Source organism: Microlunatus flavus (assembly GCF_900110855.1).
In the GTDB taxonomy this organism is placed as follows: domain Bacteria; phylum Actinomycetota; class Actinomycetes; order Propionibacteriales; family Propionibacteriaceae; genus Microlunatus; species Microlunatus flavus.
This window is the reverse complement of record NZ_FOFA01000003.1, coordinates 486,718-509,892: the sequence shown is the minus strand read 5'-3', so window position 1 is coordinate 509,892 and position 23,175 is coordinate 486,718. Positions and strand designations below refer to the sequence as shown.

Sequence of the window (23,175 nt, the reverse complement as noted above, 5' to 3'; positions counted from 1 at the left end):
CCCAGGCAGGGAGGCCACGACGAGGTGCGCCCGCCGCCCCCAGAGGCGCGGGCCGGGAGGGTTGACCCATGTGGACGTTGTCGGGGTTCGTCGACGAGATCGACGCGGACTTCGCGACCCAGTGCCGGGTGGCGTCGGAGCTCGGGCTCGGGTACGTCGAGATCCGCAGCGCCTGGGGGACCAACGTCCTCGACCTCGACGACGCGCAGCTCGAGGCGGTGCGCCGGCAGCTCGAGGCGTCGGGGCTGCGGGTGTCGAGCATCGGCTCGCCCATCGGCAAGATCAAGATCGAGGACGACTTCGCGCCGCACCTCGAGCGCATGCGGCACGCCGCCGACGTGGCCCGCCTGCTCGGCGCCCCGTTCATCCGGATCTTCTCGTTCTTCATCGACACCGCGGACGACCCGGACGCGCACCGCGACGAGGTGCTGCGCCGCATGCGGGCGCTGGCGGAGGTCGCCGAGCAGGCCGACGTGGTGCTGCTCCACGAGAACGAGAAGGAGATCTACGGCGACGTGCCCCGGCGCTGCCACGAGATCGTCGAGGCCGTGGGCTCGCCGCACCTGCGCCTGGCGTGGGACCCGGCCAACTTCGTCCAGGTCGGGGTCCGGCCCTTCGACGAGGGCTACGCCCTGCTGCGCCCCGACGTCGTCTACATGCAGATCAAGGACGCCCTGGCCGCCGACGGCAGCGTGGTCGTGGCCGGGGCCGGTGACGGCCAGCTCGTCGAGACGGTCCGCGCGCTGCGCGACGACGGCTTCGACGGGTTCTTCTCCCTCGAGCCGCACCTGGCGCTGGCCGGCACGCACGGCGGGTTCTCCGGCGCCGACCTGTTCACCCAGGCCTGGCGCGCCTTCACCGACCTGCTCACCGAGGAAGGGATCGCGTACGCATGAGCGCGGGGACGACGGACCGGCGCGTCCGGCTGGCGCTCGTGGGCGCGGGCGTGATCGGCAAGCACCACGGCCGGGTGGTCCACGACCTCGACGACCGCGTCGAGCTCGTCGCCGTGGTCGACCTCCAGCGGGAGCGCGCCGAGCAGCTGGCGCAGGAGCACGGAGGCCGCGCGTACACGTCGCTGGCCGAGGCCCTGGCCGGTGAGGACGTCGACGTGGTGACCGTGTGCACGCCGACGGGCCGCCACGGCGAGGTCGCGATCGAGGCGCTCGAGGCGGGCAAGCACGTGATCATCGAGAAGCCGGCCGAGGTGACGGTCGAGAAGACCGACGCGATCATCGCGGCCCAGCGGCGGGCCGGGACGCTGGTCACGGTGATCTCGCAGCACCGCTTCGACCCGGCGACCGAGGTCGTGCTGGCCGCGGTCGAGGCCGGCGAGCTGGGCCGGCTGACCAGCGGGGTCGCCTCGGTCGACTGGTGGCGCGGGCAGAGCTACTACGACTCCGGCGACTGGCGCGGCACCTGGGAGCTGGACGGCGGCGGTGCCCTGATGAACCAGGGCGTGCACACCGTCGACCTGCTCGTCGCCGCCCTCGGGCGTCCCGTCCAGGTCATCGCCGCGACGGCGACCGTGGCGCACGAGCGCATCGAGGTCGAGGACGTGGCGGCGGGCGTGGTCACCTTCGAGAGCGGGGCCCTGGGCGTCCTGCACGCGACGACCGCCGCGTACCCGGGCCTCACCGTCCGGCTGCAGGTGCACGGGGACCGCGGCTCGGCCGTGATCGACGACGACACGCTGACCTTCCTCCACCGCACGCCCGCCGAGGGCACCGCGCAGGACCGGGCGTACGGGTCGGCGGAGACCTCGCAGAACCAGGTCGCCGACTTCCCCGAGGCCGCCGGCGTGGTCGCGGAGACGGCCGGGGCCGACCCCGGCAGGCTGCCCGCGAACGCGCACCGGCGCCAGTACGAGAACTTCCTGGCCGCGCTCGCGGGCGAGGAACCGCTGCGGGTCGACCTCGAGACGAACCGTCGCTCGATCGCGGTGATCACCGCGGTCTACGAGTCCGCACGCACCGGTCGCCCCGTCCGCCTCTGACGCGGCGCACCTCCGGCCGGGGCGGCTACCCGTCCAGGCCCGAGGCCGACGGTTCGCGGCCGTCGGGCTCCGCGTCCCCGCCACCCGCGCCTGCGGCACCCCGGCCCTGGGCGCCGCCCGCCCGCAGCCGGTAGAGCACCTCGCCGGCGTGCGGCTCGACGAACGTGTCCGGGTCGGCCTCGTACGCGGCCACGTCGACGCTCGCGGGGTCGAGGTAGCGCAGGTTCACGGCCTCGACCACCGCGCGGGGGATGCCGGTCGCGAGGGTGACGGTGACCCGGTTGCGCTCGCCGTCCTCGGGCGACCAGGTGCCCTGCCCGCGCAGGTGCGTGGAGTGCGCGAGGTCGCCCCACGGCTGGTCGCGGAACCGCTCCCACTGCCCGAGGAAGTAGTCCCGGTTGTGGTAGCCGATCTCGGTGATGTGCGGGTGCATGACCGACACCTCGGTGATGTGCGGCGCGTAGATGATCACCTCGCCGCCGTCGGCGACGACCGGCTCGAGCTTGTAGAAGCCCTTGGCCGCGGTCCAGATGTCCTCGTACTTGGTCGGCATGATCGACAGCACCCGCCGCACGGGTGCGTCGAGGTAGGTGACGTGGGTCTGCGCGGACACCTCCGCGCAGGCCGCCCAGGCGTCCTCCGGCGCCCCGAAGGCCGCCGCGTGGAGGGTGTCGGTGCCCGACGCGACGACCAGGCAGAGCGCCAGCCGCTGCGCGTCGATCATGGTCGCGGCCTCGTTGATCAAGGCCCGCACCGGCGTGGTCCCTCCGGTGCCGATCATCTCGGCGCTAGTGATCAACGCGCCGACCCAGTGCGAGAGGTCGATCAGCTCCTGGCCGGAGACCCCGGGGAAGAAGTACTTGTTGCCGCCGGAGAAGCCCACCACCTCGTGGGGGAACACCGGGCCGACCACGACGGCCACGTCGGCCTCGGCGACGTGCCGGTTGATCCGGACGGTGACCGAGGTGTCCGTCATCAGCCCGCCGGTGAGCTCGGTCAGCCGCTCGGCCCCGATCGTGCCCAGCGTGGTGAAGGTCGCGGGGTCCCAGGACTCGTGGTTGAGGACCGTCCAGCCCGGGTACGCGTCGCCGGCGTGCCCGGGCTCGTAGCCGAGGTGGCGGCCCAGCTGCTCCTCGCTCATGCCGTGGTGCGTGCCGAGGGCGATGACGACGGTGACCGCGGCCGCCCGGCCCGCGAGGGCCTCGTGCGCGGCCCGCAGCAGCAGCGGCAGGGGACAGGTCCGGGTGCCGTCCGGCACGACGAGGCAGACACGCCTGCCGTCCACGTCGAGCCGGGCGAAGGACGCGGCGACGAACGCCGTCACCTCCTCCGGCGACAGCCGTCGACCGGCCCCGCCGATCCGACGGGCGCGCGACGGGTCGCCGGGCTCGGTGCCGTACGCGTCGGCTCGGGAGGACGTCGTCGTGGTGGCCGTCATCCCCGCACCCTCGCAAGTCCCGCACCCCACCGCAAGTGGTTGCCCCTGGTGCGGGCAACCGCTTTCCCGGCGGACCGACCAGGGCCGGGGTGCGGACGGAGGAGGGGCGACCCCGCGGCACCGGCGCCGTCCGCCCCCGGGAGGATGGGGGCATGCCGCACGCCGACGACGACGCCGTCCTCCCCAGACTCAGCCGCGCGCTGCCGGGCCAGCCGCCCGCGCCGCCGGTGCGGGTCGTCCACCTCGGCCTCGGCAGCTTCCACCGGGCCCACCTGGCCTGGTACACCGCGAACGCGCCCGACGGCGACGGCTGGGGGATCGCCGCCTTCACCGGTCGCCACCCCGACCTCGCCGAGCGGCTGGCGCCGCAGGACGGGCTCTACACGCTGATCACCCGCCGCGCCGACGGCGACTCCTACGAGGTCCTCGGTCCGGTCGCCGAGGTGCACCCGGCGACCGACCACGACGCCTACCTCGCGCACCTGCGGCGGCTCGAGGTCGCGGTCGTCAGCATCACGGTCACCGAGGCCGGCTACCTGCGCGGGCCCGACGGCCACCTCGACGCGTCCCGGGACGACGTCGCGGCGGACGTCGCCGCCCTGCGGGAGGACGTCGCCGCACCCGTCACGACCCTGCCGGGTCGCCTGGTCGCCGGCCTGCTGGCCCGGCGTGCGGCCGGGGCGGGCCCGGTCACGGTGCTGTCCTGCGACAACCTCCCCGAGAACGGCGCCGTCACGCGGACCGTCGTGACCGACCTGGCCGCGCTCGTCGACCCCGACCTGGCCGCCTGGGTGGGCGATCACGTCGACTTCGCCACCTCGATGGTCGACCGGATCACCCCGGCGACCACCGACGAGGACCGCCGCCTGGTCGAGCAGGCCCAGGGCTACGTGGACGCCGCCCCGGTGCCGACCGAGCCCTTCGCGGAGTGGGTCGTCGCCGGACGCTTCCCGGCGGGCCGGCCGGCCTGGGACGCGGCGGGCGCCCGGGTGGTGGAGGACACGACGCCGTACGAGCAGCGCAAGCTGTGGCTCCTCAACGGCTCGCACTCGCTGCTCGCGTACGCCGGCAGCGTCCGCGGGCACGCGACCATCGACGAGGCGGTCGCCGACCCGACCTGCCGGGCCTGGGTCGAGACGTTCTGGGACGAGGCCGCCCCCCACCTGGTGCTGCCGCAGGAGGCGGTCGCGGACTACCGGCGCGCGCTGCTGGAACGGTTCGACAACCCGCGGGTCCGCCACCAGCTGGCGCAGATCGCGCCGGACGGGTCGATCAAGGTCCGCGTGCGGATCGTGCCCCCGCTGCGGGCCGAGCGGGCCGCCGGTCGGATGCCGCTGGGCTGCACGACCGCCCTGGCGGCCTGGGTCCTGCACCTGCGCGGGCAGGGTGCCCCGCTGAAGGATCCCGGCGCCGGACCGGCGGTGGCGGCCGCGGCCGCCGAGGACGACGCCGTCGCGGTGGCGGGCGTGCTCGACACCCTGCACGACGGGCTCGGGGCGGACACCGAGCTCGTCGCGGCCGTGGTCGACCGGCTGGCCGCCGTCACCGCCGAGTAGGCAGCCCGATCAGCCCTCGGCCAGCAGCACGTCGGCGAGCGCGGTCGCCTCGACCGGGGTCAGCCGGCCGTCGGCGATCGCGAGGTCGTAGCGCCGGGCGAGGCTCTGACCCGCCGGGATGCGCAGCGGCTCGGTCCAGGCCAGCGCGGAGCCGAGCCCGGGGTAGTCCCGCAGCCGCACGAACCACGGCTCCCCGGCCGCCGCGGCCTGCGCGGAGGCCACGACCACCGTCGCGGGCCCGGTCTCGCCGGGACCGGCGCTGAAGTCCGACGACCACGCGACCCACGGGGTCACGCTGCCGTGGACGTCGTCCTCGCCGTGGGCGTCGGCCGTGAACACCTCCGCGTCGCGGCAGGCCGGCAGCCGCCAGAAGAACCCCCCGTAGCCGCCGCCGACCCGACCCTTGCTGCCGGGCGAGCCGAGCAGCACGTCGGGCTCGGCCCGCAGCACCGAGGCGAAGGTGAGGCGCCAGGTGCGCGGGTCGAGGCCCGACCAGCGCACCGTGCGCTCCTCGTGCAGCAGCACGGAACCGTCGTGCGCCCGCCACGCCAGCCGCTGACGGAACCCGCCGCCGTCCCGCTCCGTCTCGACCGGACCGCCGTCGATGCGCCCGTGGTCGTCGAGGAGCACGAAACCGGTGCCGTGGACGTACGTGCCGCCGCCCCAGAGGCTCGTGCCGTTCACGTCCGGCACGGCCAGGCCGATCCCGCAGTGCCAGTCGTGGTCGGCGGGGTGCCGCGCGGTCACCGTCACCCCGCGGCGGGTGCGGACAGGGTGCAGGTACGGGCGGGGGCTCGAGCTGGGGATGGTGCCGGCGCCGTCGAGGTAGTCCGCGACCTCGTGCTCGTCGACCACGGCGCGGGCGAGCACGGTGTCACGGCCCGCGTGCGCCCAGGGGACGCCGAGCTCGGTGAACGTCCGTCCCGTCGCCACCGCCCGCTCGAGCCAGGCCTCGACGTCGTCGACCACCGGCCGGCGGTCGTCGCCCTCGCCCTCCCACGTGACCGAGCCCCCGTCGACGTGCACGGGCTCGTCGGCGTCGGCCACCGCGGCGAGCACCCGCATGAACGCCCCCGTGCTGGCCAGCGGCACCAGCAGGGGCGCGCCGTCGCGCCGGTGGGCGAGCAGGTTCTCCAGCAGGTCCGTCCGCCCCGTCGTCTCCGAGCGCACGGTCTCGTCGGACCCAGCACCGGTCTGGAGGTCGACGCGGTCGGTGGTGTAGCTGAACGCCGCCCGACCGCGCTCGCCCTCGACATGGACCAGCGGCTCGCGCTGCTCGGGGGCGCAGAGGGTGAGGGCGCAGGTCACGTCGAGGCCCCGGGCGGTCCGGACGCGCACCACCGAGGTGTCGTCGCTGTCGATCTTGTTGGCCCGGTAGAGGTCGACGTCGACCGAGGCGACGTCGTCGACGGTGCGGCACCCGACGACGGCGAGGGCGGTCGCGACGGCGTGGGCGAGCGCGTTCGTCACGACGCCGTCGACCACCGCCCGCCCGTCCAGGCTGCGACGCCCGGACCAGGAGGACCGGTTCCAGTAGCCGACCGTCCGCGACCAGGCCCCGACCGCGCCGACGCGGACCACCGGCCCGAGCCCGTAGCCGTCGTCCCGCAGCCGGGGCACGGCGTGGGAGCCGAGGCTCTGGAACCCGACCTGCACGACCCGTCCGGTCTGGCGCTCGAGGTCGAGCAGCGCCGTCAGCTCGGCCAGCGACGTGACGGGAGGCTTCTCCAGGTAGACGTCGGCGCCGGCGAGCAGCGCGGTCCGGGTCAGCGGGAAGTGGGCGCCGATGGGCGCCGCCACGACGACCACGTCGACCGGCCCGACGGCGGCGAGCGCCTCGTCCAGGTCCGCGTGCAGGTCCACGCCGTGCGCCGTCGGGCTGGTGCCCGCGACCGCCGGGTCGACCGCGGCGACCAGCTCGACCTCACCCGCGGCCGCCAGCCGGGCGATGCGCTCGGCGTGCACCTCACCGAAGCCTCGGACACCGACCAGCACCAGCCGCGCTGCGGCACCCGCCTCAGAAAACGCTTTCACGAAGGGCACGATAGGACCTGCGCGGCGGGCGGTCACGGTCCGCCCCGCGGCCGACGCCGACTCCGTGACGCGACGCGAGGGGACCGACGAGTTGGCTGACGAGGTGGCTGCCGAGGTGCGTCCCGACCCGCTCGCCGGCTACGAGGACTGGCCGGCGGCGATGCGCGCCGCGGCGCCGTACGAGGCCGCGAGCGAGGCGGGCACGGCCCTCGCCCGGGTGCTCGGCGTCCGCCGGCCCCCGCCCCGCCCGGAGGTCGTCGTCGAGGACCGCCTGGAGCACGAGGGGGTCCTCGTCGAGCGGCTGCGCTGGTCGGTGGGTCACGGGCCCCGTACCCGGGCCTGGCGGCTGCGCCCGGCCGGGGCCGACGAGCCGTTGCCCGGGGTCCTCGGGATGCACTTCCACGGCGGCGTGCGTTCCGTCGGGGGCGAGCAGCTGGTCGACCTCGGCGCCGCGTCGAGCGCCCGCGCCGTGGCGCTGCGGGCCTCCGGCTACGCCGGACGCGCCCCCGCGAACGACCTCGCGCGCCGCGGCCACGTCGTCCTGGTCCACGACACCTTCTCCTGGGGCAGCCGGCGCTTCGACCTCTCCCGCCCGACCCCACGCCTCGCCGCCCTGGCCCGGGCGCAGGAGGCGCTGTGGGCTCAGCAGGGGGTCAGTCCGAGCCCGGAGGAACGGTTCGACCACCTGTCCGGACTGCACGAGGAGACGCTGGCCAAGGCGTGCGGGGTCCTCGGGACCACCTTCGCCGGCGCCGTGGTCGGCGACGACCTCGTGGCCCTCGACGTGCTGGCCGGCACCGACGGCGTCGACCCCGGCCGCCTCGCGACGATCGGCTTCTCCGGCGGGGGAGGGCGCAGCCTGCTGCTGGCGGCGCTCGACGACCGCGTCGGCGCGGCGGTCGTCGTCGGCATGATGGCCACCTTCGCCAGCCTCGTGCCCGGCTACCTCGACACCCACTCCTGGCTGCTGCACGCGCCCGGGCTCTGGTCGCACGCCGATTGGCCGGACCTCACGGCGCTCGGGAGAGCGCGGTTCCTCGTGCAGTACGGCCGCGCGGACGAGCTCTTCCCGCTCGAGGGCATGGAGGCGGCGCACGAGCGCCTCCTCGCCCTGCACGCCGGGTCCGACCGCTACGCGGGGACCTTCGGCGCGGGCGGCCACGTCTTCGACGCCGCGATGCAGGACGAGGCGTGGACGTTCCTCGGCGAGGCCCTCGCGGGCGTCAGCGCCGGGTGAGGTCGACCCCCAGGCCGAGGTCGCGGACGGCGACGGGCAGCCCGGTGCGGAGCGACTCGTTGCCGGCCATGCCGACGGCGGTCGAGCGGACACCGTCGACCCACGTCGAGGGCCGCTCGAGGTGGTCGTCGCCGGCGCCGCGGAACACGTCGGACAGCATCAGCGCGTCGCCGCCGCCGTGGCCGCCGCCGCCCTCGGTGATCGGCACCTCGCGGGCCTCCTCCCAGTGCCGCTGCAGGGTCAGTCGCTGCCCGCCCGGTCGCGTGGTCGACTCCGGCTGCGCGCTCGGGTCCACCAGGACCGCGCCCTCGGCGTCGAGCAGGACGGCGGCCCGCTCGACGACGTCGAGCTCCGCCCGGCCCTCGGTGCCGTTGACGGCGATCCGGTAGCCCTCCCACGGCGAGTGCGCGTTCAGCGCGTAGCTGAGGGTGGCGCCGCGCTCGTAGTCGACGACCACCGCCAGGTTGTCCTCGGTGGTCACGCCGGGCGCGAAGACGTCCTGGTCGCGGTGGTAGCCGTCGTACGACTCGTTGTCGAGGTAGAGCGCGCGCAGGTCGGGGTCGTCGCGCAGGTCGAGCTCCCACGGCGTGTGCGGCCCGTCGTGGGTGCCGCGCTCGGGACGCGGGGCGAGTCCGCGGGCGTCGGCGTTCTCGGCGCCGTAGAAGCGCACGCCGCCGCGGGCGTACACCTGGGCCGGCGCGTCGGCCAGCAGCCAGTTGACGATGTCGAAGTGGTGCGACGCCTTGTGGATCAGCAGACCGCCCGAGTTGCGCTTGTCGCGGTGCCAACGCCGGAAGTAGTCGGCACCGTGGGCGGTGTCGAGCACCCACTCGAACGTGACCGACAGGGGCCGGCCGACGGCACCGTCCTTGACGAGCTGCTTGAGCCCGGAGTTGCGCGGGGAGTAGCGGTAGTTGTGGGTGACCACCACCTCGCGGCCGGAGCGCTGGACCGCCTCGGCGATGCGCCGCACGCTCTCCGGGTCGATGGTCAGGGGCTTCTCGACCACGACGTCGACGCCTGCGTCGAGGCCGCGCACGACCAGGTCGGCGTGCGTGAGGTCGGGGGAGGTGACGATCAGCCGTTCCGCACCGGTGCGCTGGAGCACCTGCTCCAGCGCGTCCGGGCCGCCGGTGGCGAGGGCGGACGTGTCGAAGCCGCCCGCCGCCAGCCGGGCCAGCTGGACCTCGAGCCGTCCGGGGTTCGGCTCGAGCAGCCCGACCAGCTCGGCGTCGTCGCGGTGCGCGCCCGCCATCGCGTCGAGGTACATCCGGGACCGGTGCCCGGTCCCGACCAGGACATGACGTCGTCGTGGCATGGAGGTGGCTCCTCGTGGGTCGCTGGGTCGCTCGTCCGCTCACGTCGACGGTGCCGCAGGAGTAGCCGCGAGCAGCCGGTCACACGCTGAGAAAGCGCTTTCTGCTACCGTAACCGAACCCATCCGGGGGGTCGAGGGCGGGCTCGTGGAGCACCCGACGACCGCCCGTCGCAGCCAGGGAAGGCGGCACCTGAATGAGCGACCGAGCACCGCAGCGCGATCCCGACGGGGCCGGGACCGCCGGGGCGTACCCGGACTCGGCGATCACGTACGACGGCGCCCGCTTCCGGCTCGAACGCGCGGACGACGCCTCCAAGCGCCTGGTCGTGGAGGCGGCGGACGCCTCCGTCCTCCACGCCTTCGAGGGCCGGCGCGAGGGCGGCGACCAGGGCACCCGCCTCGTCGCGCCGACCACGCCGGAGAACGCCGCCGCCCTCCGCGCGGCGCTGCCGTGGCTGACGCCGTCGCGGTTCGGGCTGCACACCTCCGTCGGGTTCGGCGACCGTCTCGGGATCGCCACCCCCGGCCACGTCCGGGCCCTGCGCGAGGTCGGCGCGCCGATCCGCCCCGTCTTCGCCCAGCAGTCCATCCGCGAGATGGGCCGGTGCGGCCGGACGCCCCGCGACGTCCTCGACGACGCCACCTGGGGCGCGTTCCAGGCGGGCTGGACCGAACCGGTCGGCGGCGACGCCGACCACCTGGAGGAGCTCGCCGACGTCGACGCGACCGCGGCCGCCGGCTTCGTCTTCTACACCCTCGACCCCAAGGCGAATGTCGACCCCGAGGCCGAGCATGCCGACGCGGCGCTGGTCCGGCAGAAGGTCGAGGCCCTCGACTGGGCGGGCCTGGACTCCGACCTCGACGGTTTCCGGTCGCGCCACGTGGGGCAGCGGGTGGACCTGGAGCACGAGGCGGTCAAGCTCGACGAGGAGTCGGTGCTGCGTGCGCTGGCGAAGTACGGGCCGTCGATGGCCCACGCCATGGCGATGTACCGGCGGCTGATGGACAAGGGGATCGACTGCGAGGTCGAGTTCGCGGTCGACGAGACCGACTACCCGACCAAGCCGGCCGAGCACGTGGTCGTCGTGCGCGAGCTGCAGCGGCTGGGGATGGAGTTCGTGTCCTTCGCACCGCGCTTCGTGGGGCGGTTCGAGAAGGGCGTCGAGTTCATCGGCGACCTCGACGCGCTGGAGCGCGACTTCCAGGTGCACGCCCAGCTCGCCCGCGCCCTGGGCCCGTACAAGCTGTCGCTGCACTCGGGCTCGGACAAGTACTCGACGTACCCGCTGATCGCCGAGGCGACCCAGGGGATGGTGCACCTCAAGACCGCGGGCACCAGCTGGGCGGAGGCGCTGCGGGTCCTCGCGACGCACGACCCCGACCTGATGCGCCAGGTGCTCACGCTCGCCCTCGACAGCTTCGAGGCCAACGTGAAGAGCTATCACCTCTCGTGCGACCCGGCGAAGATCCCGACCGACCCGACCGACGAGCAGGTCGCCCGGCTGCTCGACGTCGTCGACTCCCGCCAGGTGCTGCACGTCGGCTACGGCGCGATCCTCGCCGAGTTCCGCCCGCAGCTCTACCGGATCTGGGACACCCACGAGGAGGAGCTGTACGGGATCGTCTCCGACCACTTCGTGCGCCACCTCGCACCGTTCGCCGCGTACACGCGCTGACCCTGGCGGAGCCGCCACCAGCGGCTCACCTCGGGCGGTCAGCGGCGCGCGTACGACTGCTTGGGCAGGTGGTAGGCGAGGTCGGCGGCGGTCTCGACGGCCTCGTCGAGGCTCAGCCGGTGCTCCAGGACCAGCCGCGCCAGGAAGCCGGCCGTCACCCGCCGGTAGAGGTCGTGGCGAGCCGGGATCGAGGCGAAGGCGCGGGTGTCGTCGACGAAGCCGGACAGGTTGTAGAAGCCGGCCGTCTCCACCGCGGTCTCGAAGAAGCGGCGCATGCCCTCCGGCGAGTCGAGGAACCACCACGGTGCGCCGAGCCGGACCGAGGGGTAGGTGCCGGCGATCGGCGCCAGCTCGCGGCTGTAGACGGTCTCGTCGACGGTGAAGAGGATGACGCGGAACCGCGGGTCGGTGCCGAAGCGGTCGAGCAGGGGCCGCAGCGCCGCGGTCATCTCGGTGGCGACCGGGATGTCGTAGCCCTTGTCCGCCCCGTACGCGGCGAAGACCGACGACGAGTGGTCGCGCAGGACACCCGGGTGGATCTGCATGACCAGGCCGTCCTCGCAGGACATCTCGGCCATCCGGAACAGCAGGTTCGCGGCGAACGCCTCGACCTCGGCGCCGCTCGCCGCGCCGCCGTCCAGGACCCGGGTGTAGAGGGCCCGGGCCGTCGCCGGCTCCATCGGCTCGGTGCCGGCGCGCAGGTGGCCGTGGTCGGTGGCGAGCGCGCCGGCCTCCACGAAGGCCGCGCGCCGGGCGCGGAGCGCCTCGAGGAACCCGTCGTACGACCCGGTGTCGACACCCGAGACCTCGGCGAGCGCGGCCACGTCGGCGCGCCAGGTCGGCCGGTCGAGGTAGGCCAGCGCGTCGGGGCGGAACGTCGGCAGCACCCGGTCGCCGAGGCCGTCGGCCGCGAGCCGGGCGTGCTGCTCCAGCGGCGAGGTCGCCGCGTCGGTCGTCGAGATCACCTCGATGCGGAACCGGTCCAGCAGGGCGCGCGGGCGGAAGCCGGGGTCGGCCACGCACGCGGCGACGGCGTCGTAGATGGCGTCCGCGGTCTCCGCGCTCGGGACCTGGTCGACGCCGAACACCTCCACCAGCTCGTGCTCGAGCCAGTAGCGCGACGGGGTGCCTCGGAAGAGCTTCCAGCTCGCGCAGAACGTGCGCCAGATGGTGCGCGAGTCGGTCTCGGAGGGCCCGCCGTCACGGCGCGGCACGCCCAGCCGGGCGGGCTCGACGCCCTGCGAGGCCAGCATCCGGAAGACGTAGTGGTCCGGGACGATCAGCAGCTGCGCCGGGTCGGCGAAGGCCCGGTCCTCGGCGAACACCTCCGGCTCGACGTGGCCGTGCATGCAGATCAGCGGCAGGTCCTTGACCTGGTCGTAGACCTCCCGGGCCACCCGCCGCTGGTCGGCGGGGAAGGGCAGGGCCCGGTCGGGCTCGAGCACGAACGAGGGCATGGCGGAGCTCCTGAAGGGGTGCGTGCCTCGGGGGGCGTGGTCCGTCCCCGTCGGTCCGCGCCGACGGGGACGGGTGCTGCTGGACAGTCTGCAGCGAGGGTCACTTGCCGCCGGTGGTCGCGATGCCCCGGACGAGGAAGCGCTGGCCGAACAGGAAGGCCAGGAACAGCGGGACCAGCGTGACGATCGACATCGCGAACATGGCGCCCCAGTTGCTGGCGGTGGTCGCGTCGAGGAAGGTCCGCAGCGCCACCGGGACGGTGTACGCGATGGGGTCGGTCAGGTAGATGAGCGGGGTGAAGAAGTCGCTCCACGTCCAGATGAACGTGAAGATCGCCGTGGTTCCCAGGGCCGGGCCCATGAGCGGCAGCATCACGCGGGAGAAGATCTGCCAGTGCCCGCAGCCGTCGATGCGGGCCGCCTCGTCGAGCTCGCGGGGGATGCCCCGGATGAACTGGACCATGAGGAAGACGAAGAACGCGTCCGTGGCGAGGAACTTCGGCAGGATCAGCGGCACGAACGTGTTCACCAGCCCGAGCTTGTTGAACACGATGTACTGCGGGACCAGCACCACGTGCACCGGCAGCATGATCGTCATCAGCATGATCGCGAACCACAGGGTCCGCAGCCGGAACTTCAGCCGCGCGAAGGCGTACGCCGCCAGCGAGCAGGAGAAGAGGTTCCCCGCGATCGCGCCGACCACGACGATCGCGGAGTTGATGATGTACTGGCTGAACGGGTACGAGAGCGAGAACCAGCCCTCGCTGTAGTTCTTGACGTAGAGCTCGTTGATCCACAGCCCCGGGCTGCGGAAGATCACGTCCGTCGGGCGCAGCGAGCTCACGAGCAACCACAGCAGCGGGTAGACCATGATCAGGCTCGCCGCGATCAGCAGCACGTGCTTGAGGACCGAGCGGAGGCGGCTCGCCGTCGACCGCCCGCGGGGCACGGACTCCAGCGGGGCGGGTTCACGGGTCGTGGGCGCCGCGGCCGCGGTCGCGGGGATCTGGAGGTCAGTCACCGTAGAACACCCAATACTTTGAGGCGAAGAAGTTGATGGCCGTGAAGGCGCCGACGATCAGCACGAGCAGCCAGGCCATCGCGGAGGCGTAGCCCATCTGGAACTGCCCGAACCCGCGCTGGTAGAGGTACAGCGAGTAGAACAGCGTCGAGTCCGACGGCCCGCCCGTGCCGCCCGAGACCACGAAGGCCTGGGTGAAGGCCTGGAAGGCGTTGATGATCTGCAGCACCAGGTTGAAGAAGATGATCGGCGACAGCAGCGGCAGCGTGATCTTGGTGAACCGCGTGCGCCAGCTCGCCCCGTCGACCGCCGCGGCCTCGTAGTACATCGTCGGGATCTGGCGCAGCCCGGCGAGGAAGATCACCATGGGCGAGCCGAAGGTCCACACGTGCAGCAGCACGATGGTCCACAGCGCGTAGCTCGGGTCCGAGATCCAGCCGATCGTCGAGTGGATCCCCACCGCCTGCAGGACCTGGTTGACCAGGCCCTCGGTGCCGAAGATCTGGCGCCACAGCACCGCGATGGCCACCGAGCTGCCGAGCATCGAGGGCAGGTAGAAGACCGAGCGGTAGAACGCCAGGCCCTTCATGCCCTCGTTGAGCAGCACCGCGATGGCCAGCGCGACGGCCAGCTGCACCGGGGTGGACACGACGACGTAGAGGAACGTGTTCCACAGCGCGGTGTGGAGCCGCTGGTCGCTCAGCATCCGCGTGTAGTTCTCGATGCCGATCCACTTCGGCGCCTGGATGAGGCTGTAGTTGGTGAACGACAGGTACAGCGAGGCGATCATCGGGCCGAGGGTGATGACCACCAGCCCGATCAGCCACGGCAGCAGGAACAGGTAGCCGGCCTTGTTGTCCCGGCCGGCCTCCTTGGCCGCCAGCCGCTTCTCCTCCGGGGTCTTCGCCCGGCTCCGCCGCAGCGACGAGAGCTCCGAGATGGCGCTCACGGGTGATCACCTCCTGGCGATCGTCGAGGGCTCGCGCCGCCCCGGCGGGTGGACCGCCCGGACGACGACGAAGAGGTGTCGGACGTGCGGCGACCGGGGAGGACGCTGCGCGGTGCGTGCCTGGGCGACCCCAGGGCCGACGGGCTCACGCGGGTGGTCACCGGAGATCCCTACGTCTGCAGGTCCGACTTCATCTCGTCGACGAAGCCCTTGGCCGCGTCCGCCGGGTTCGACTTGCCGAACAGCACGTCGGTGGCGTAGCGGAAGAGCACGTCGTCGAGCTTGCCGCCGCCGGGCGGGGGCGCGATCGGGGTGGTGCCCAGCTCGGGCTTGATGTCCTCGATGTACTTCGCGACCTGCTGCTGCGCCTTGGACAGCTGCGGCTTCACGAACGCCTGCATGTCGGTGTTGCACGGGATGCCGCGCTCGGCCTTGTCGATGCCCTGCGCGTCCTGCGTGTTGGACCACCAGTTGATCCACTTGACGACCGCGTCCGGGTCCTTGGTCTTGGCCGAGGCCGACCAGAGCATGCTCGCCTTGTACCAGGCCTTGCGCTCGGTCGCCTTGCCGGCGAGGCTCGGCAGCCGCAGCAGCTCCATCTCCGTGCCCGAGGCGGCGTTGATCGCCTCGAGCTGGTTGGAGTTGGACACCGTCATGGCCGCCTTGCCGACGACGAAGGCGCTCTGCGCGAGGGGCTTCGCCGAGCTGCCGAGGCCCTCGGCGGAGATGTCCTGGACGGAGCCGACGGCACCGAGCTTCTGGTACTTGACCATGGACTCGAGGTAGGCCTGGACGTCGGAGGCGTCGAAGCCCAGGCTCGTGTCGACGAAGAGCTCCTTGCCCTGCTGGCGCAGCCAGGTGCCGAGCCCGGCGCCGGAGCCGACGATGCCGGCCAGGCCGAACGTCGCCGACCCCTTCTTCGCCACCTCGGCGGCGACCTCCATCGCGGAGTCCCAGGTCCAGGTCATGTCGTCGGGGACCTTGACGCCGGCCTTGTCGAAGATCTCCGGGTTGGTCATGATCACGAGGCTGTTGATGCCGGCGTTGATGCCGACCAGCTTGCCGTTGATCTTGCCCGAGTCGACCGTGCCCTCGACGAACTTCGAGGTGTCGACCCCGCTCAGGTCGAGCAGCGCGTCACGGCCGCCGTACTCGGCGATGTAGGCCATGTCCATCTGGATGATGTCCGGGGCCGTGCCGCCGGCGGTCTGGGTGGCCAGCTTGTCCCAGTAGCTCGCGAAGTCGCCGGGCTGCCCGGTGATCTTCACGCCGGCGTTCGCCTTCATGTAGGCGTCGATCTCGTCCTGGGTGTTCTTGTTGCGCGTGGGGTTGCCCCACCAGGCGAGGGCCAGGGCGCCGGAGCCCGCTCCGCCACCTCCGGCCTGCGAGGAACCGGGGGCGCAGCCGACCAGCCCGCCGCTGGTCGCCACTGCTGCGAGGCCACCGGCCCCGAGGAGAAATCGTCTGCGGCTGAGCGCCATCGGCTTTCCCTTCATCCTTGACGTGAAAGCGTTTTCCGGAAGGGTAGAGGCGGGGGTTCCGACTGTCAACGGTTCCGGCAGCGAGCCGGCCGTGAGCTCCCCGAGACGTGACCGGGCCGTGATCGAGGCGTGCCCTTCGCGGAGGTCGACACGCCCCGCGCACCGTCCGGACGCAGACCGTTGCGTCCGGGAAGCGTCCCCGCTAGTGTCCGTGATCATTCCTGGAAAGCGTTTTCTAGGAGTCGCTCACCGACGAGGAGGCAGCATGGCTGCACGGACCGTGCGAGTGGTCGTGAACGGTGTGACCGGGCGCATGGGCTACCGCCAGCACCTCGTCCGGTCCCTGCTGGCCATCCGCGACGACGGCGGCGTGGTGCTGCCGGACGGAGACCGGCTGATGGTCGAGCCGGTGCTGGTCGGCCGCAACGCCGAGCGCCTGGCCGAGCTCGCGGCCCGTCACGGGCTGTCGGAGCACACCACCGACCTCGACGAGGCGCTGGCCGACGAGACGGTGTCGGTGTACTTCGACGCGCAGGTGACGTCCGAGCGCAAGAAGGCGCTGCTCAAGGCCATCGCCGCGGGAAAGCACGTCTACACCGAGAAGCCGATCGCGGAGTCGGTGGAGGACGGGATCGAGCTGGTGGCCGCGGCCCGCGAGGCCGGCGTGATCCACGGGGTCGTGCACGACAAGCTCTACCTGCCGGGGCTGATCAAGCTGCGCCGCCTCATCGACTCCGGCTTCTTCGGCCGCATCCTGTCGGTGCGGGGCGAGTTCGGCTACTGGGTCTTCGAGGGCGACCTCGTGCCCGCTCAGCGCCCGAGCTGGAACTACCGCGCCGAGGACGGCGGCGGCATCGTCCTCGACATGTTCCCGCACTGGAACTACGTGCTGGAGAACCTGTTCGGCGGCGTGCAGGCCGTCACCGCCCGGGCCGTGACGCACATCGGCGAGCGCTGGGACGAGCACGGTCGGCGCTACACCGCCACCGCGGACGACGCGGCGTACGCGATCTTCGAGCTCGCCGACGGCGTGGTCGCGCAGGTGAACTCGTCGTGGGCCGTCCGGGTCGAACGCGAGGAGCTGGTCGAGTTCCAGGTCGACGGCACCCACGGCTCCGCCGTGGCGGGCCTGTTCGGCTGCCGCGTGCAGCCCCGGGTCGGGACGCCGATGCCGGTCTGGAACCCCGACCTGCCGACCACCGAGGACTTCCGCGGCCAGTGGCACCAGGTCCCCGACCTCATCGAGCCCACGAACGGGTTCCGGGCCCAGTGGGAGCAGTTCCTCACCGACGTCGACGCCGGCCGGCCGCACGCGTACGACCTCGCGGCCGGGGTCCGCGGGCTCCAGCTGGCCACCGCCGGGCTCCAGTCGTCGGCCGAGGGCCGGCGGGTGGTCGTCGACTGGTTCACCGCGTGAGCGCGGGGCGCGCGGTGAACCTGCCGACGGCCGACGGCGGGTGGCACGAGGTCGAGCTCGCCGAGCCGCGGGCGTGGGCCGAGCACCCCGGCGGCTTCTCGTCGCGGACCGCCTTCGCGGCCGCGCACGTGGTCGCCGACCCCCGCGCCGAGAACGTCCCCGGGGCGCCGGCGGTCCTCGACTGGGACGCGACGCTCGCGTTCCGGGCGCACCTGTTCCGCCACGGGCTCGGGGTGGCCGAGGCGATGGACACCGCCCAGCGCAACATGGGCCTGGACTGGGCGACGACGCAGGAGCTCGTCCGGCGCAGCGCCGCCCTCGCCCGCGAGCACGGGGCGCGCATCGCCTCGGGCGCCGGCACCGACCACCTGCCGGGCCCGGCCCCCGACCTCGACACCGTGATCCGCGCGTACGTCGAGCAGGTCGCGGTCGTCGAGTCCGCGGGATCGCAGGTGATCGTGATGGCCTCGCGCCACCTGGCCGCCCTGGCCCGGCACGCCGAGGACTACCTCTCGGTGTACGCCCGGGTCCTGGAGCAGACGAGCCGGCCCGTGGTCCTGCACTGGCTCGGCGAGGTGTTCGACCCGCAGCTGGCGGGCTACTGGGGCTCGGCCGACGTCCCCACCGCGACCGCGACGTTCCTGGAGCTGGTCACCGAGCACCGCGACCGCATCGACGGCGTCAAGGTCTCGCTCCTGTCGGCGGAGCACGAGCGGGGGCTGCGGGCGGCGCTGCCGGACGGGGTCCGCCTCTACACCGGCGACGACTTCAACTACCCCGAGCTGATCGAGGGCGACGGGGTCCACCACTCCGACGCGCTCCTGGGCGCGTTCGCGGCCATCGCGCCCGCGGCGTCGGCGGCGCTGGCGGCGCTCGACGACGGCGACGTGGAGGCGTACCGCCGGGCGATGGCGCCGACGCTGCCGCTGTCGCGGCACCTGTTCTCGGCGCCGACCTTCTACTACAAGACCGGCATCGCCTTCCTCGCCTGGCTCAACGGGCACCAGCGGGGCTTCACGATGGTCGGCGGGCTCCAGTCGGCCCGGTCCGTGCCGCACCTGGCGCAGGTGTTCGCCCTGGCCAACGACGCGCGGCTGCTCACCGACCCCGAGCTCGCCGCCGCGCGGATGCGCCACCTGCTCGCCACGTCCGGGCTCGACGCGTGACCGGGCCGCGGCTGGACCGGCTGTCGCTGAACCAGCGGACGACGGCCTCGTGGACGCTGCCGCAGGCCGTGCAGGGCTGCGTCGACGCCGGCCTCCCGGCGATCGGCGTCTGGCGCGAGCAGCTGGCCGAGGTCGGGCTCGAGGAGGGGTGCCGGCTCGTGCGCGAGGCGGGGCTCCGCGTCTCGTCGCTGTGCCGCGGCGGGTTCTTCACCGCGACCGACCCGGCCGACGTCCGGGCGGCGGAGGCCCGCAACCGGGAGGCGCTCGAGGAGGCCGCGGCGCTCGGGGCGGCCACGCTGGTCCTCGTCCCCGGCGGCCTGCCCGCCGGCGACCGCGACCTCGAGGGCGCCCGGCACCGGGTCGCCACGGCGGTCGAGCGGCTGGTCCCGTACGCGCACGAGCTGGGCGTCACCCTCGGGATCGAGCCGATGAACCCGGTCTACGCCGCCGACCGAGGGGTGGTCTCCACGCTCGCCTCCGCCCTCGACCTCGCCGAGCGGTTCGACGCCGCCGACGTGGGCGTCGTCGTCGACACGTTCCACCTCTGGTGGGAGCCCGGCGTGGCCGAGCAGCTGCTGCGGGCCGGGCCCCGGATCGTCAGCTACCAGGTCTGCGACTGGATCACGCCGCTGCCGGCGGACACCCTGCTGGCCCGCGGGATGATGGGCGACGGCCACGTCGACTTCGCCGCCTTCAGCCGGGCCGTGGGGCGTGCCGGCTACACCGGGGACGTGGAGGTCGAGATCTTCAACGCCGACGTGTGGGCCCAGCCGCCCGCCGAGGTCGTGGCGACGCTGAGCACGCGCTACCTCGCCCTGGTCGAGCCCTACCTGGTGGAGGCGTGACCCGCGCAGCCGTGGTCGGGTGCGGCGACATCTCCGTCGTCCACCTCGCGGCGATCGAGGCGATGGATGACGTCGAGCTCGTCGGGGTCTGCGACGCCGACCGGGCGCGTGCGGCGGAGGTCGGGCAGCGCCTAAGGGTGCCCGCGCTGGACGACCACCGGCGGCTGCTCGAGGAGCTGCGCCCCGACGTCGTCCACGTGTGCACCCCGCACGACCAGCACGCGCCGGTCGCCCTGGACTGCCTGGACGCCGGGGTCGCCGTGCTGCTCGAGAAGCCCGTCGCCCACACCGTCCCCGAGGCCCTGCGGGTCGTCGAGGCCGCCGCGGCGCACCCGGACGTGAAGATCGGCGTCTGCCTGCAGAACCGCTACAACACCCCGGTGCAGGCGCTGCGCCAGCTCGTCGACTCCGGCGACCTCGGGACCGTGCACGGCGCCTCGGCGAGCGTCCTGTGGCACCGCACGCCCGCGTACTACGCCGCCCGGCCCTGGCGCGGCCGGCGCGAGCGCAGCGGCGGCGGGGTCCTGATCAACCAGGCCATCCACACCCTCGACCTGGTCCAGTGGCTGGTCGGCGACGTCGTGCGCGTGCGGGGGCGGGCCGGGACGTACGAGCTCGCCGACGTGATCGACGTCGAGGACACGGCCACGCTGGTCCTCGACCACGCCGGGGGCGCGCGCAGCGTCTTCGTCGCCACCGTCACCAACGCCGTGGACGCGCCGGTGACGATCGACCTGGCGACGGAGCACGCCACCGTGCAGCTGCGCCAGGACCTCGTGGTGCGCTGGGCCGACGGCCGGGTCGACACCGTGGGGGAGGGGAGCGTCGTCACCGCCGGCCGCGCCTACTGGGGCGCGTCGCACGGCCGGCTCGTCGAGGACTTCTACGCCCGGCTGCAGGAGCCCGAGCCGTTCTGGATCGGCCCGCGGGAGGCGCTGGCCTCGCTGAGCATCATCGACGCGGTCTACGCGGAGGGGCTCGACCGGCCGGGAACCGTTCCCACCCCGGACTGACGGCCGTGGTCGGAGACGCCGTGCCCCTAGAATCCGGCCCACCAGGACCACGGCGCCGGGCGCTTCAGGAGAGGGCGGCATGAGCGCAGAGCAACGCGGCAGGACGACCGCGGTGACGCTCGTCGAGGTGGCGCGCCACGCCGGCGTCTCGCTGGCGACCGCGTCCCGCGTCCTCAACGGGTCGGGGCGCACCCCGGCCGCGGCGATCGCCGACCGGGTGCGGGCGGCGGCCGCCGAGCTGCGCTACGTCCCCAACGCGCAGGCCCAGGCGCTGGCCCGCTCGGCGACGAGGCTGCTCGGGGTCGTGGTGCACGACATCGCCGACCCCTACTTCTCGACGATCATCGGCGGCGCGCAGCGGGCCGCCCGGCTCCGCGGCCGGCAGGTGCTGCTGGCCGCCGCGGAGCGCGACGAGGGCGCGGAGCGTGAGGCCGTGGCGGCGTTCGTCGCCCACCGGACCGACGCCATCGTGCTCGCCGGCTCGCGGCGTACGCACACCGACGACCAGCTCTCCGCCGAGCTCGGGCGCTACGTCGAGCGGGGTGGCCGGGTCCTGACCCTCGGACCTTCGGCGATCCCGGGCGCCCTGCACCTCGACGTCGGCAACCGCGAGGGCGGCGCGGAGCTCGTCCGGGCCCTCGTCGCGCGCGGCCTCACCCGGTTCGTCGTGCTGAGCGGACCGCCGGAGCTCCAGACCGTGCAGGACCGGATCGGGGGCTACCGCGAGGCGATGGAGGAGGCGGGGCTGACGCCCCTCGCCGTCGTGGAGGACGTCTTCACCAGCACCGGCGGGCACCGCGCGGCCACGCAGGCCTGGGAGCAGCTGCGCTGGAGCGAGCCGGTCTGCCTCCTCGCCGTCAACGACGTCATGGCGCTCGGGGCGATCACCGCGCTGCGGGGGCTCGGGCTGTCAGTGCCCGGGGACGCCCAGGTCGCCGGCTTCGACGACATCCCGACGCTGCGCGACCACGCGCCGGCCCTGACGACGTACCGGCTGCCGCTCGAGCGGATCGGGGAGCGGGCCGTGGAGCTCGCGCTGTCCGGGGAGGCCACGCACGAGCGGCTGGGCGGCGAGGTCGTCATCCGCGAGAGCGCGGGGTCCGCAGCCCGGTCACCCGCGCCGACGCGGGTCTGACCGCGGGGGCTCAGCGCGCCGCGACCGCGGCACCGGCGTGGCGGGGGAGCAGCGCGGTCTCGACCACCGGAAGGACGAGCGCCACGGCGACGACCCCGAACGCCCAGCGGTAGCCCAGGCCCGACGAGGCCGGTGCCACCTGCGCGGCGAGCGTGGTCATCGACCGTACGGCGAGCGCGGCCAAGGCGATCCCGAGCCCGACCGCGACCTGCTGCGTGGTCGCCGCCAGGGTGTTCGCCGTGGAGGTGAGGTCGGCGGGCACGTCGGCGAACTGGATCGAGTTGTAGGCGGTGAAGCCGATCGAGCGGAAGGCGCCGGCCACGAGGAGCGCGACGGCCAGCAGCGGCAGGGGAGTCTGCGGGGTGGCGAAGGCGAAGGCCACCGCGAGCAGCGCGCCGGCCACGCTGCAGCCGATGATCGTCGGCTTGAACCCGAAGCGGCGCAGGATCGCGGTCGTGAACGGCTTGATGCCGATGTTGCCGACGAACACCGCCACCACGAGCAGTCCTGCGAGCGAGGCGGACCAGCCGAAGCCCACCTGGAAGAGCAGCGTGTAGAGGAAGGGCAGGGCCGAGATCACCAGCCGGTAGACCCCGCCGCCGAGGTTGCTGGCCCGGAACGTCGGGATCGCGAGCGCCCCGAAGGACAGCAGCGGATGCGTGACGCGGCGCATCCACACCACCGCGCCGGCGAGCACGAGGAGGGCCGAGCCGGCGAGCACGGCCGCCTGGGTGCCGTCGGCCGCCGGGTCGCCGAGGCGTTCCAGGGCCAGCAGCAGCGTGACCAGGCCGACGCCGAGCAGCGCGAAGCCGACGACGTCGAAGCCGCGGCGCTCGCGGAGGTCCGAGCGCGGCACCAGCCGCAGCCCGGCGACCAGGAGCACGACGCCGATCGGCCCGTTGATGAAGAAGACCCACCGCCAGCCGACGGTGTCGGTCAGCAGCCCGCCGACGGCGGGGGCGATGACCGGGGCGAGAAGACCGGGCCAAGTCAGGTAGGCGATCGCGGTGATCAGGTCGCGCGGCCGCGTCGCCCGGAGCACGGCGAGCCGGCCGACCGGCACCATGAACGCGCCGGCGACGCCCTGCACCACGCGGAGCACGCACAGGGTCGTCAGGTCGGTGCTGAAGCCGCAGGCGATCGACGCGAGGGTGAAGAGGGCGATCGCGGCCACGAACACCGCCCGGACGCCGAAGCGGTCGGCCAGCCACCCCCCGAGCGGGACGCTCACCGCGACGGCCAGCAGGTACGCCGTGATCGCGGCGTTCACGTCGACGGCCGCCAGCCCGAAGTCGCGCCCGATCGCGGGCACGGCGGTCTGGATGATCGTGCCGTCCAGGTTCTCCATGAAGAACGCCCCGGCGACGAGGATCGCCAGCGGCCGGTTCAGCGCCGGCGCCTCGACCGTCTCCGCGCCGCTCACGTCGTCACGCTAT

18 protein-coding genes are annotated in these 23,175 nt (G+C 73.6%); 10 read left to right on the top strand and 8 right to left on the bottom strand.

Annotated elements, in window-relative coordinates; all coding sequences use genetic code 11:
• Positions 1–68 precede the first annotated feature (68 nt).
• Positions 69–896, top strand: coding sequence for a sugar phosphate isomerase/epimerase family protein (locus BMY04_RS10070; protein WP_091179363.1), 828 nt, complete (start codon positions 69–71; stop codon positions 894–896).
• Positions 893–1,996 carry a Gfo/Idh/MocA family protein gene (locus tag BMY04_RS10065; protein WP_091179361.1) on the top strand — a complete coding sequence of 368 codons (1,104 nt, stop codon included), beginning with the start codon at positions 893–895 and terminating at the stop codon, positions 1,994–1,996. Before BMY04_RS10070 ends, BMY04_RS10065 begins: the two co-directional genes overlap by 4 nt.
• Before the next feature lie 25 nt (positions 1,997–2,021).
• On the opposite strand, the gene BMY04_RS10060 is transcribed toward BMY04_RS10065, so the two are convergent.
• On the bottom strand, positions 2,022–3,434 hold the full coding sequence (locus BMY04_RS10060) for a lactate racemase domain-containing protein (protein WP_091179360.1): 1,413 nt from the start codon (positions 3,432–3,434) through the stop codon (positions 2,022–2,024).
• Between the two features lie 152 nt (positions 3,435–3,586).
• Here BMY04_RS10060 and BMY04_RS10055 point away from each other — a divergent pair, with 152 nt between their 5' ends.
• Positions 3,587–4,990, top strand: a complete 1,404-nt coding sequence (locus BMY04_RS10055; RefSeq protein ID WP_091179357.1) for a mannitol dehydrogenase family protein — start codon at positions 3,587–3,589, stop codon at positions 4,988–4,990.
• Between the two features lie 9 nt (positions 4,991–4,999).
• On the opposite strand, the gene BMY04_RS10050 is transcribed toward BMY04_RS10055, so the two are convergent.
• Positions 5,000–7,024, bottom strand: coding sequence for a DUF6807 family protein (locus BMY04_RS10050; RefSeq protein WP_198410043.1), 2,025 nt, complete (start codon positions 7,022–7,024; stop codon positions 5,000–5,002).
• A 103-nt stretch (positions 7,025–7,127) separates the two neighbouring features.
• On the opposite strand from BMY04_RS10050, the gene BMY04_RS10045 reads away from it, so the two are divergent.
• Positions 7,128–8,261 (top strand): dienelactone hydrolase family protein, encoded by a 1,134-nt coding sequence (locus BMY04_RS10045; RefSeq protein ID WP_091179704.1) that lies wholly within the window; start codon positions 7,128–7,130, stop codon positions 8,259–8,261.
• Here the strand turns inward: BMY04_RS10045 and BMY04_RS10040 are convergent.
• Positions 8,248–9,579 carry a Gfo/Idh/MocA family protein gene (locus tag BMY04_RS10040; protein WP_091179355.1) on the bottom strand — a complete coding sequence of 444 codons (1,332 nt, stop codon included), beginning with the start codon at positions 9,577–9,579 and terminating at the stop codon, positions 8,248–8,250. The genes BMY04_RS10045 and BMY04_RS10040 overlap by 14 nt on opposite strands.
• A gap of 194 nt (positions 9,580–9,773) precedes the next feature.
• Here BMY04_RS10040 and BMY04_RS10035 point away from each other — a divergent pair, with 194 nt between their 5' ends.
• Positions 9,774–11,255, top strand: a complete 1,482-nt coding sequence (locus BMY04_RS10035; protein WP_091179354.1) for a tagaturonate epimerase family protein — start codon at positions 9,774–9,776, stop codon at positions 11,253–11,255.
• 38 nt (positions 11,256–11,293) lie between these two features.
• Here BMY04_RS10035 and uxaC read toward each other — a convergent pair whose 3' ends face one another.
• From uxaC to BMY04_RS10015, 4 genes are all read right to left on the bottom strand, one after another.
• Positions 11,294–12,712, bottom strand: a complete 1,419-nt coding sequence (gene uxaC, locus BMY04_RS10030; protein ID WP_091179351.1) for a glucuronate isomerase — start codon at positions 12,710–12,712, stop codon at positions 11,294–11,296.
• A gap of 100 nt (positions 12,713–12,812) precedes the next feature.
• The gene (locus BMY04_RS10025; protein WP_232506234.1) at positions 12,813–13,733 is read right to left on the bottom strand and encodes a carbohydrate ABC transporter permease; all 921 of its coding nucleotides are present in this window, start codon (positions 13,731–13,733) and stop codon (positions 12,813–12,815) included.
• On the bottom strand, positions 13,726–14,682 hold the full coding sequence (locus BMY04_RS10020; protein ID WP_091179349.1) for a carbohydrate ABC transporter permease: 957 nt from the start codon (positions 14,680–14,682) through the stop codon (positions 13,726–13,728). Before BMY04_RS10020 ends, BMY04_RS10025 begins: the two co-directional genes overlap by 8 nt.
• Positions 14,683–14,852: 170 nt before the next feature.
• Positions 14,853–16,112 (bottom strand): ABC transporter substrate-binding protein, encoded by a 1,260-nt coding sequence (locus BMY04_RS10015; protein ID WP_170854073.1) that lies wholly within the window; start codon positions 16,110–16,112, stop codon positions 14,853–14,855.
• A 316-nt stretch (positions 16,113–16,428) separates the two neighbouring features.
• Between BMY04_RS10015 and BMY04_RS10010 the strand changes: the two genes are divergently transcribed.
• The 5 genes from BMY04_RS10010 to BMY04_RS09990 all read left to right on the top strand — a co-directional run bounded on the left by BMY04_RS10010 (position 16,429) and on the right by BMY04_RS09990 (position 21,739).
• Entirely contained in the window at positions 16,429–17,580 is a 1,152-nt protein-coding gene (locus tag BMY04_RS10010) for a Gfo/Idh/MocA family protein (protein WP_170854072.1), read from the top strand.
• Entirely contained in the window at positions 17,577–18,746 is a 1,170-nt protein-coding gene (locus BMY04_RS10005; protein ID WP_232506233.1) for a dihydrodipicolinate synthase family protein, read from the top strand. The genes BMY04_RS10010 and BMY04_RS10005 overlap by 4 nt, the downstream gene beginning before the upstream one ends.
• Entirely contained in the window at positions 18,743–19,591 is an 849-nt protein-coding gene (locus BMY04_RS10000; protein WP_232506232.1) for a sugar phosphate isomerase/epimerase family protein, read from the top strand. The genes BMY04_RS10005 and BMY04_RS10000 overlap by 4 nt, the downstream gene beginning before the upstream one ends.
• A complete protein-coding gene (locus BMY04_RS09995) occupies positions 19,588–20,604 on the top strand; it encodes a Gfo/Idh/MocA family protein (protein WP_091179345.1) in 1,017 nt (338 codons plus the stop codon). The genes BMY04_RS10000 and BMY04_RS09995 overlap by 4 nt, the downstream gene beginning before the upstream one ends.
• 79 nt (positions 20,605–20,683) lie before the next feature.
• Positions 20,684–21,739 carry a LacI family DNA-binding transcriptional regulator gene (locus tag BMY04_RS09990; RefSeq protein WP_091179343.1) on the top strand — a complete coding sequence of 352 codons (1,056 nt, stop codon included), beginning with the start codon at positions 20,684–20,686 and terminating at the stop codon, positions 21,737–21,739.
• Between the two features lie 10 nt (positions 21,740–21,749).
• Here BMY04_RS09990 and BMY04_RS09985 read toward each other — a convergent pair whose 3' ends face one another.
• Positions 21,750–23,162, bottom strand: a complete 1,413-nt coding sequence (locus tag BMY04_RS09985) for an MFS transporter (RefSeq protein WP_232506231.1) — start codon at positions 23,160–23,162, stop codon at positions 21,750–21,752.
• Positions 23,163–23,175 lie beyond the last annotated feature (13 nt).

What these genes read in the sequence shown, in the direction of transcription:
- BMY04_RS10070 (WP_091179363.1), top strand. Translation starts at nt 69, where the DNA reads ATGTGGACGTTGTCGGGGTTCGTCGACGAGATCGACGCGGACTTCGCG.
- BMY04_RS10065 (WP_091179361.1), top strand. Translation starts at nt 893, where the DNA reads ATGAGCGCGGGGACGACGGACCGGCGCGTCCGGCTGGCGCTCGTGGGC.
- BMY04_RS10060 (WP_091179360.1), bottom strand. Translation starts at nt 3,434, where the DNA reads ATGACGGCCACCACGACGACGTCCTCCCGAGCCGACGCGTACGGCACC.
- BMY04_RS10055 (WP_091179357.1), top strand. Translation starts at nt 3,587, where the DNA reads ATGCCGCACGCCGACGACGACGCCGTCCTCCCCAGACTCAGCCGCGCG.
- BMY04_RS10040 (WP_091179355.1), bottom strand. Translation starts at nt 9,579, where the DNA reads ATGCCACGACGACGTCATGTCCTGGTCGGGACCGGGCACCGGTCCCGG.
- BMY04_RS10035 (WP_091179354.1), top strand. Translation starts at nt 9,774, where the DNA reads ATGAGCGACCGAGCACCGCAGCGCGATCCCGACGGGGCCGGGACCGCC.
- uxaC (WP_091179351.1), bottom strand. Translation starts at nt 12,712, where the DNA reads ATGCCCTCGTTCGTGCTCGAGCCCGACCGGGCCCTGCCCTTCCCCGCC.
- BMY04_RS10010 (WP_170854072.1), top strand. Translation starts at nt 16,429, where the DNA reads ATGGCTGCACGGACCGTGCGAGTGGTCGTGAACGGTGTGACCGGGCGC.
- BMY04_RS09990 (WP_091179343.1), top strand. Translation starts at nt 20,684, where the DNA reads ATGAGCGCAGAGCAACGCGGCAGGACGACCGCGGTGACGCTCGTCGAG.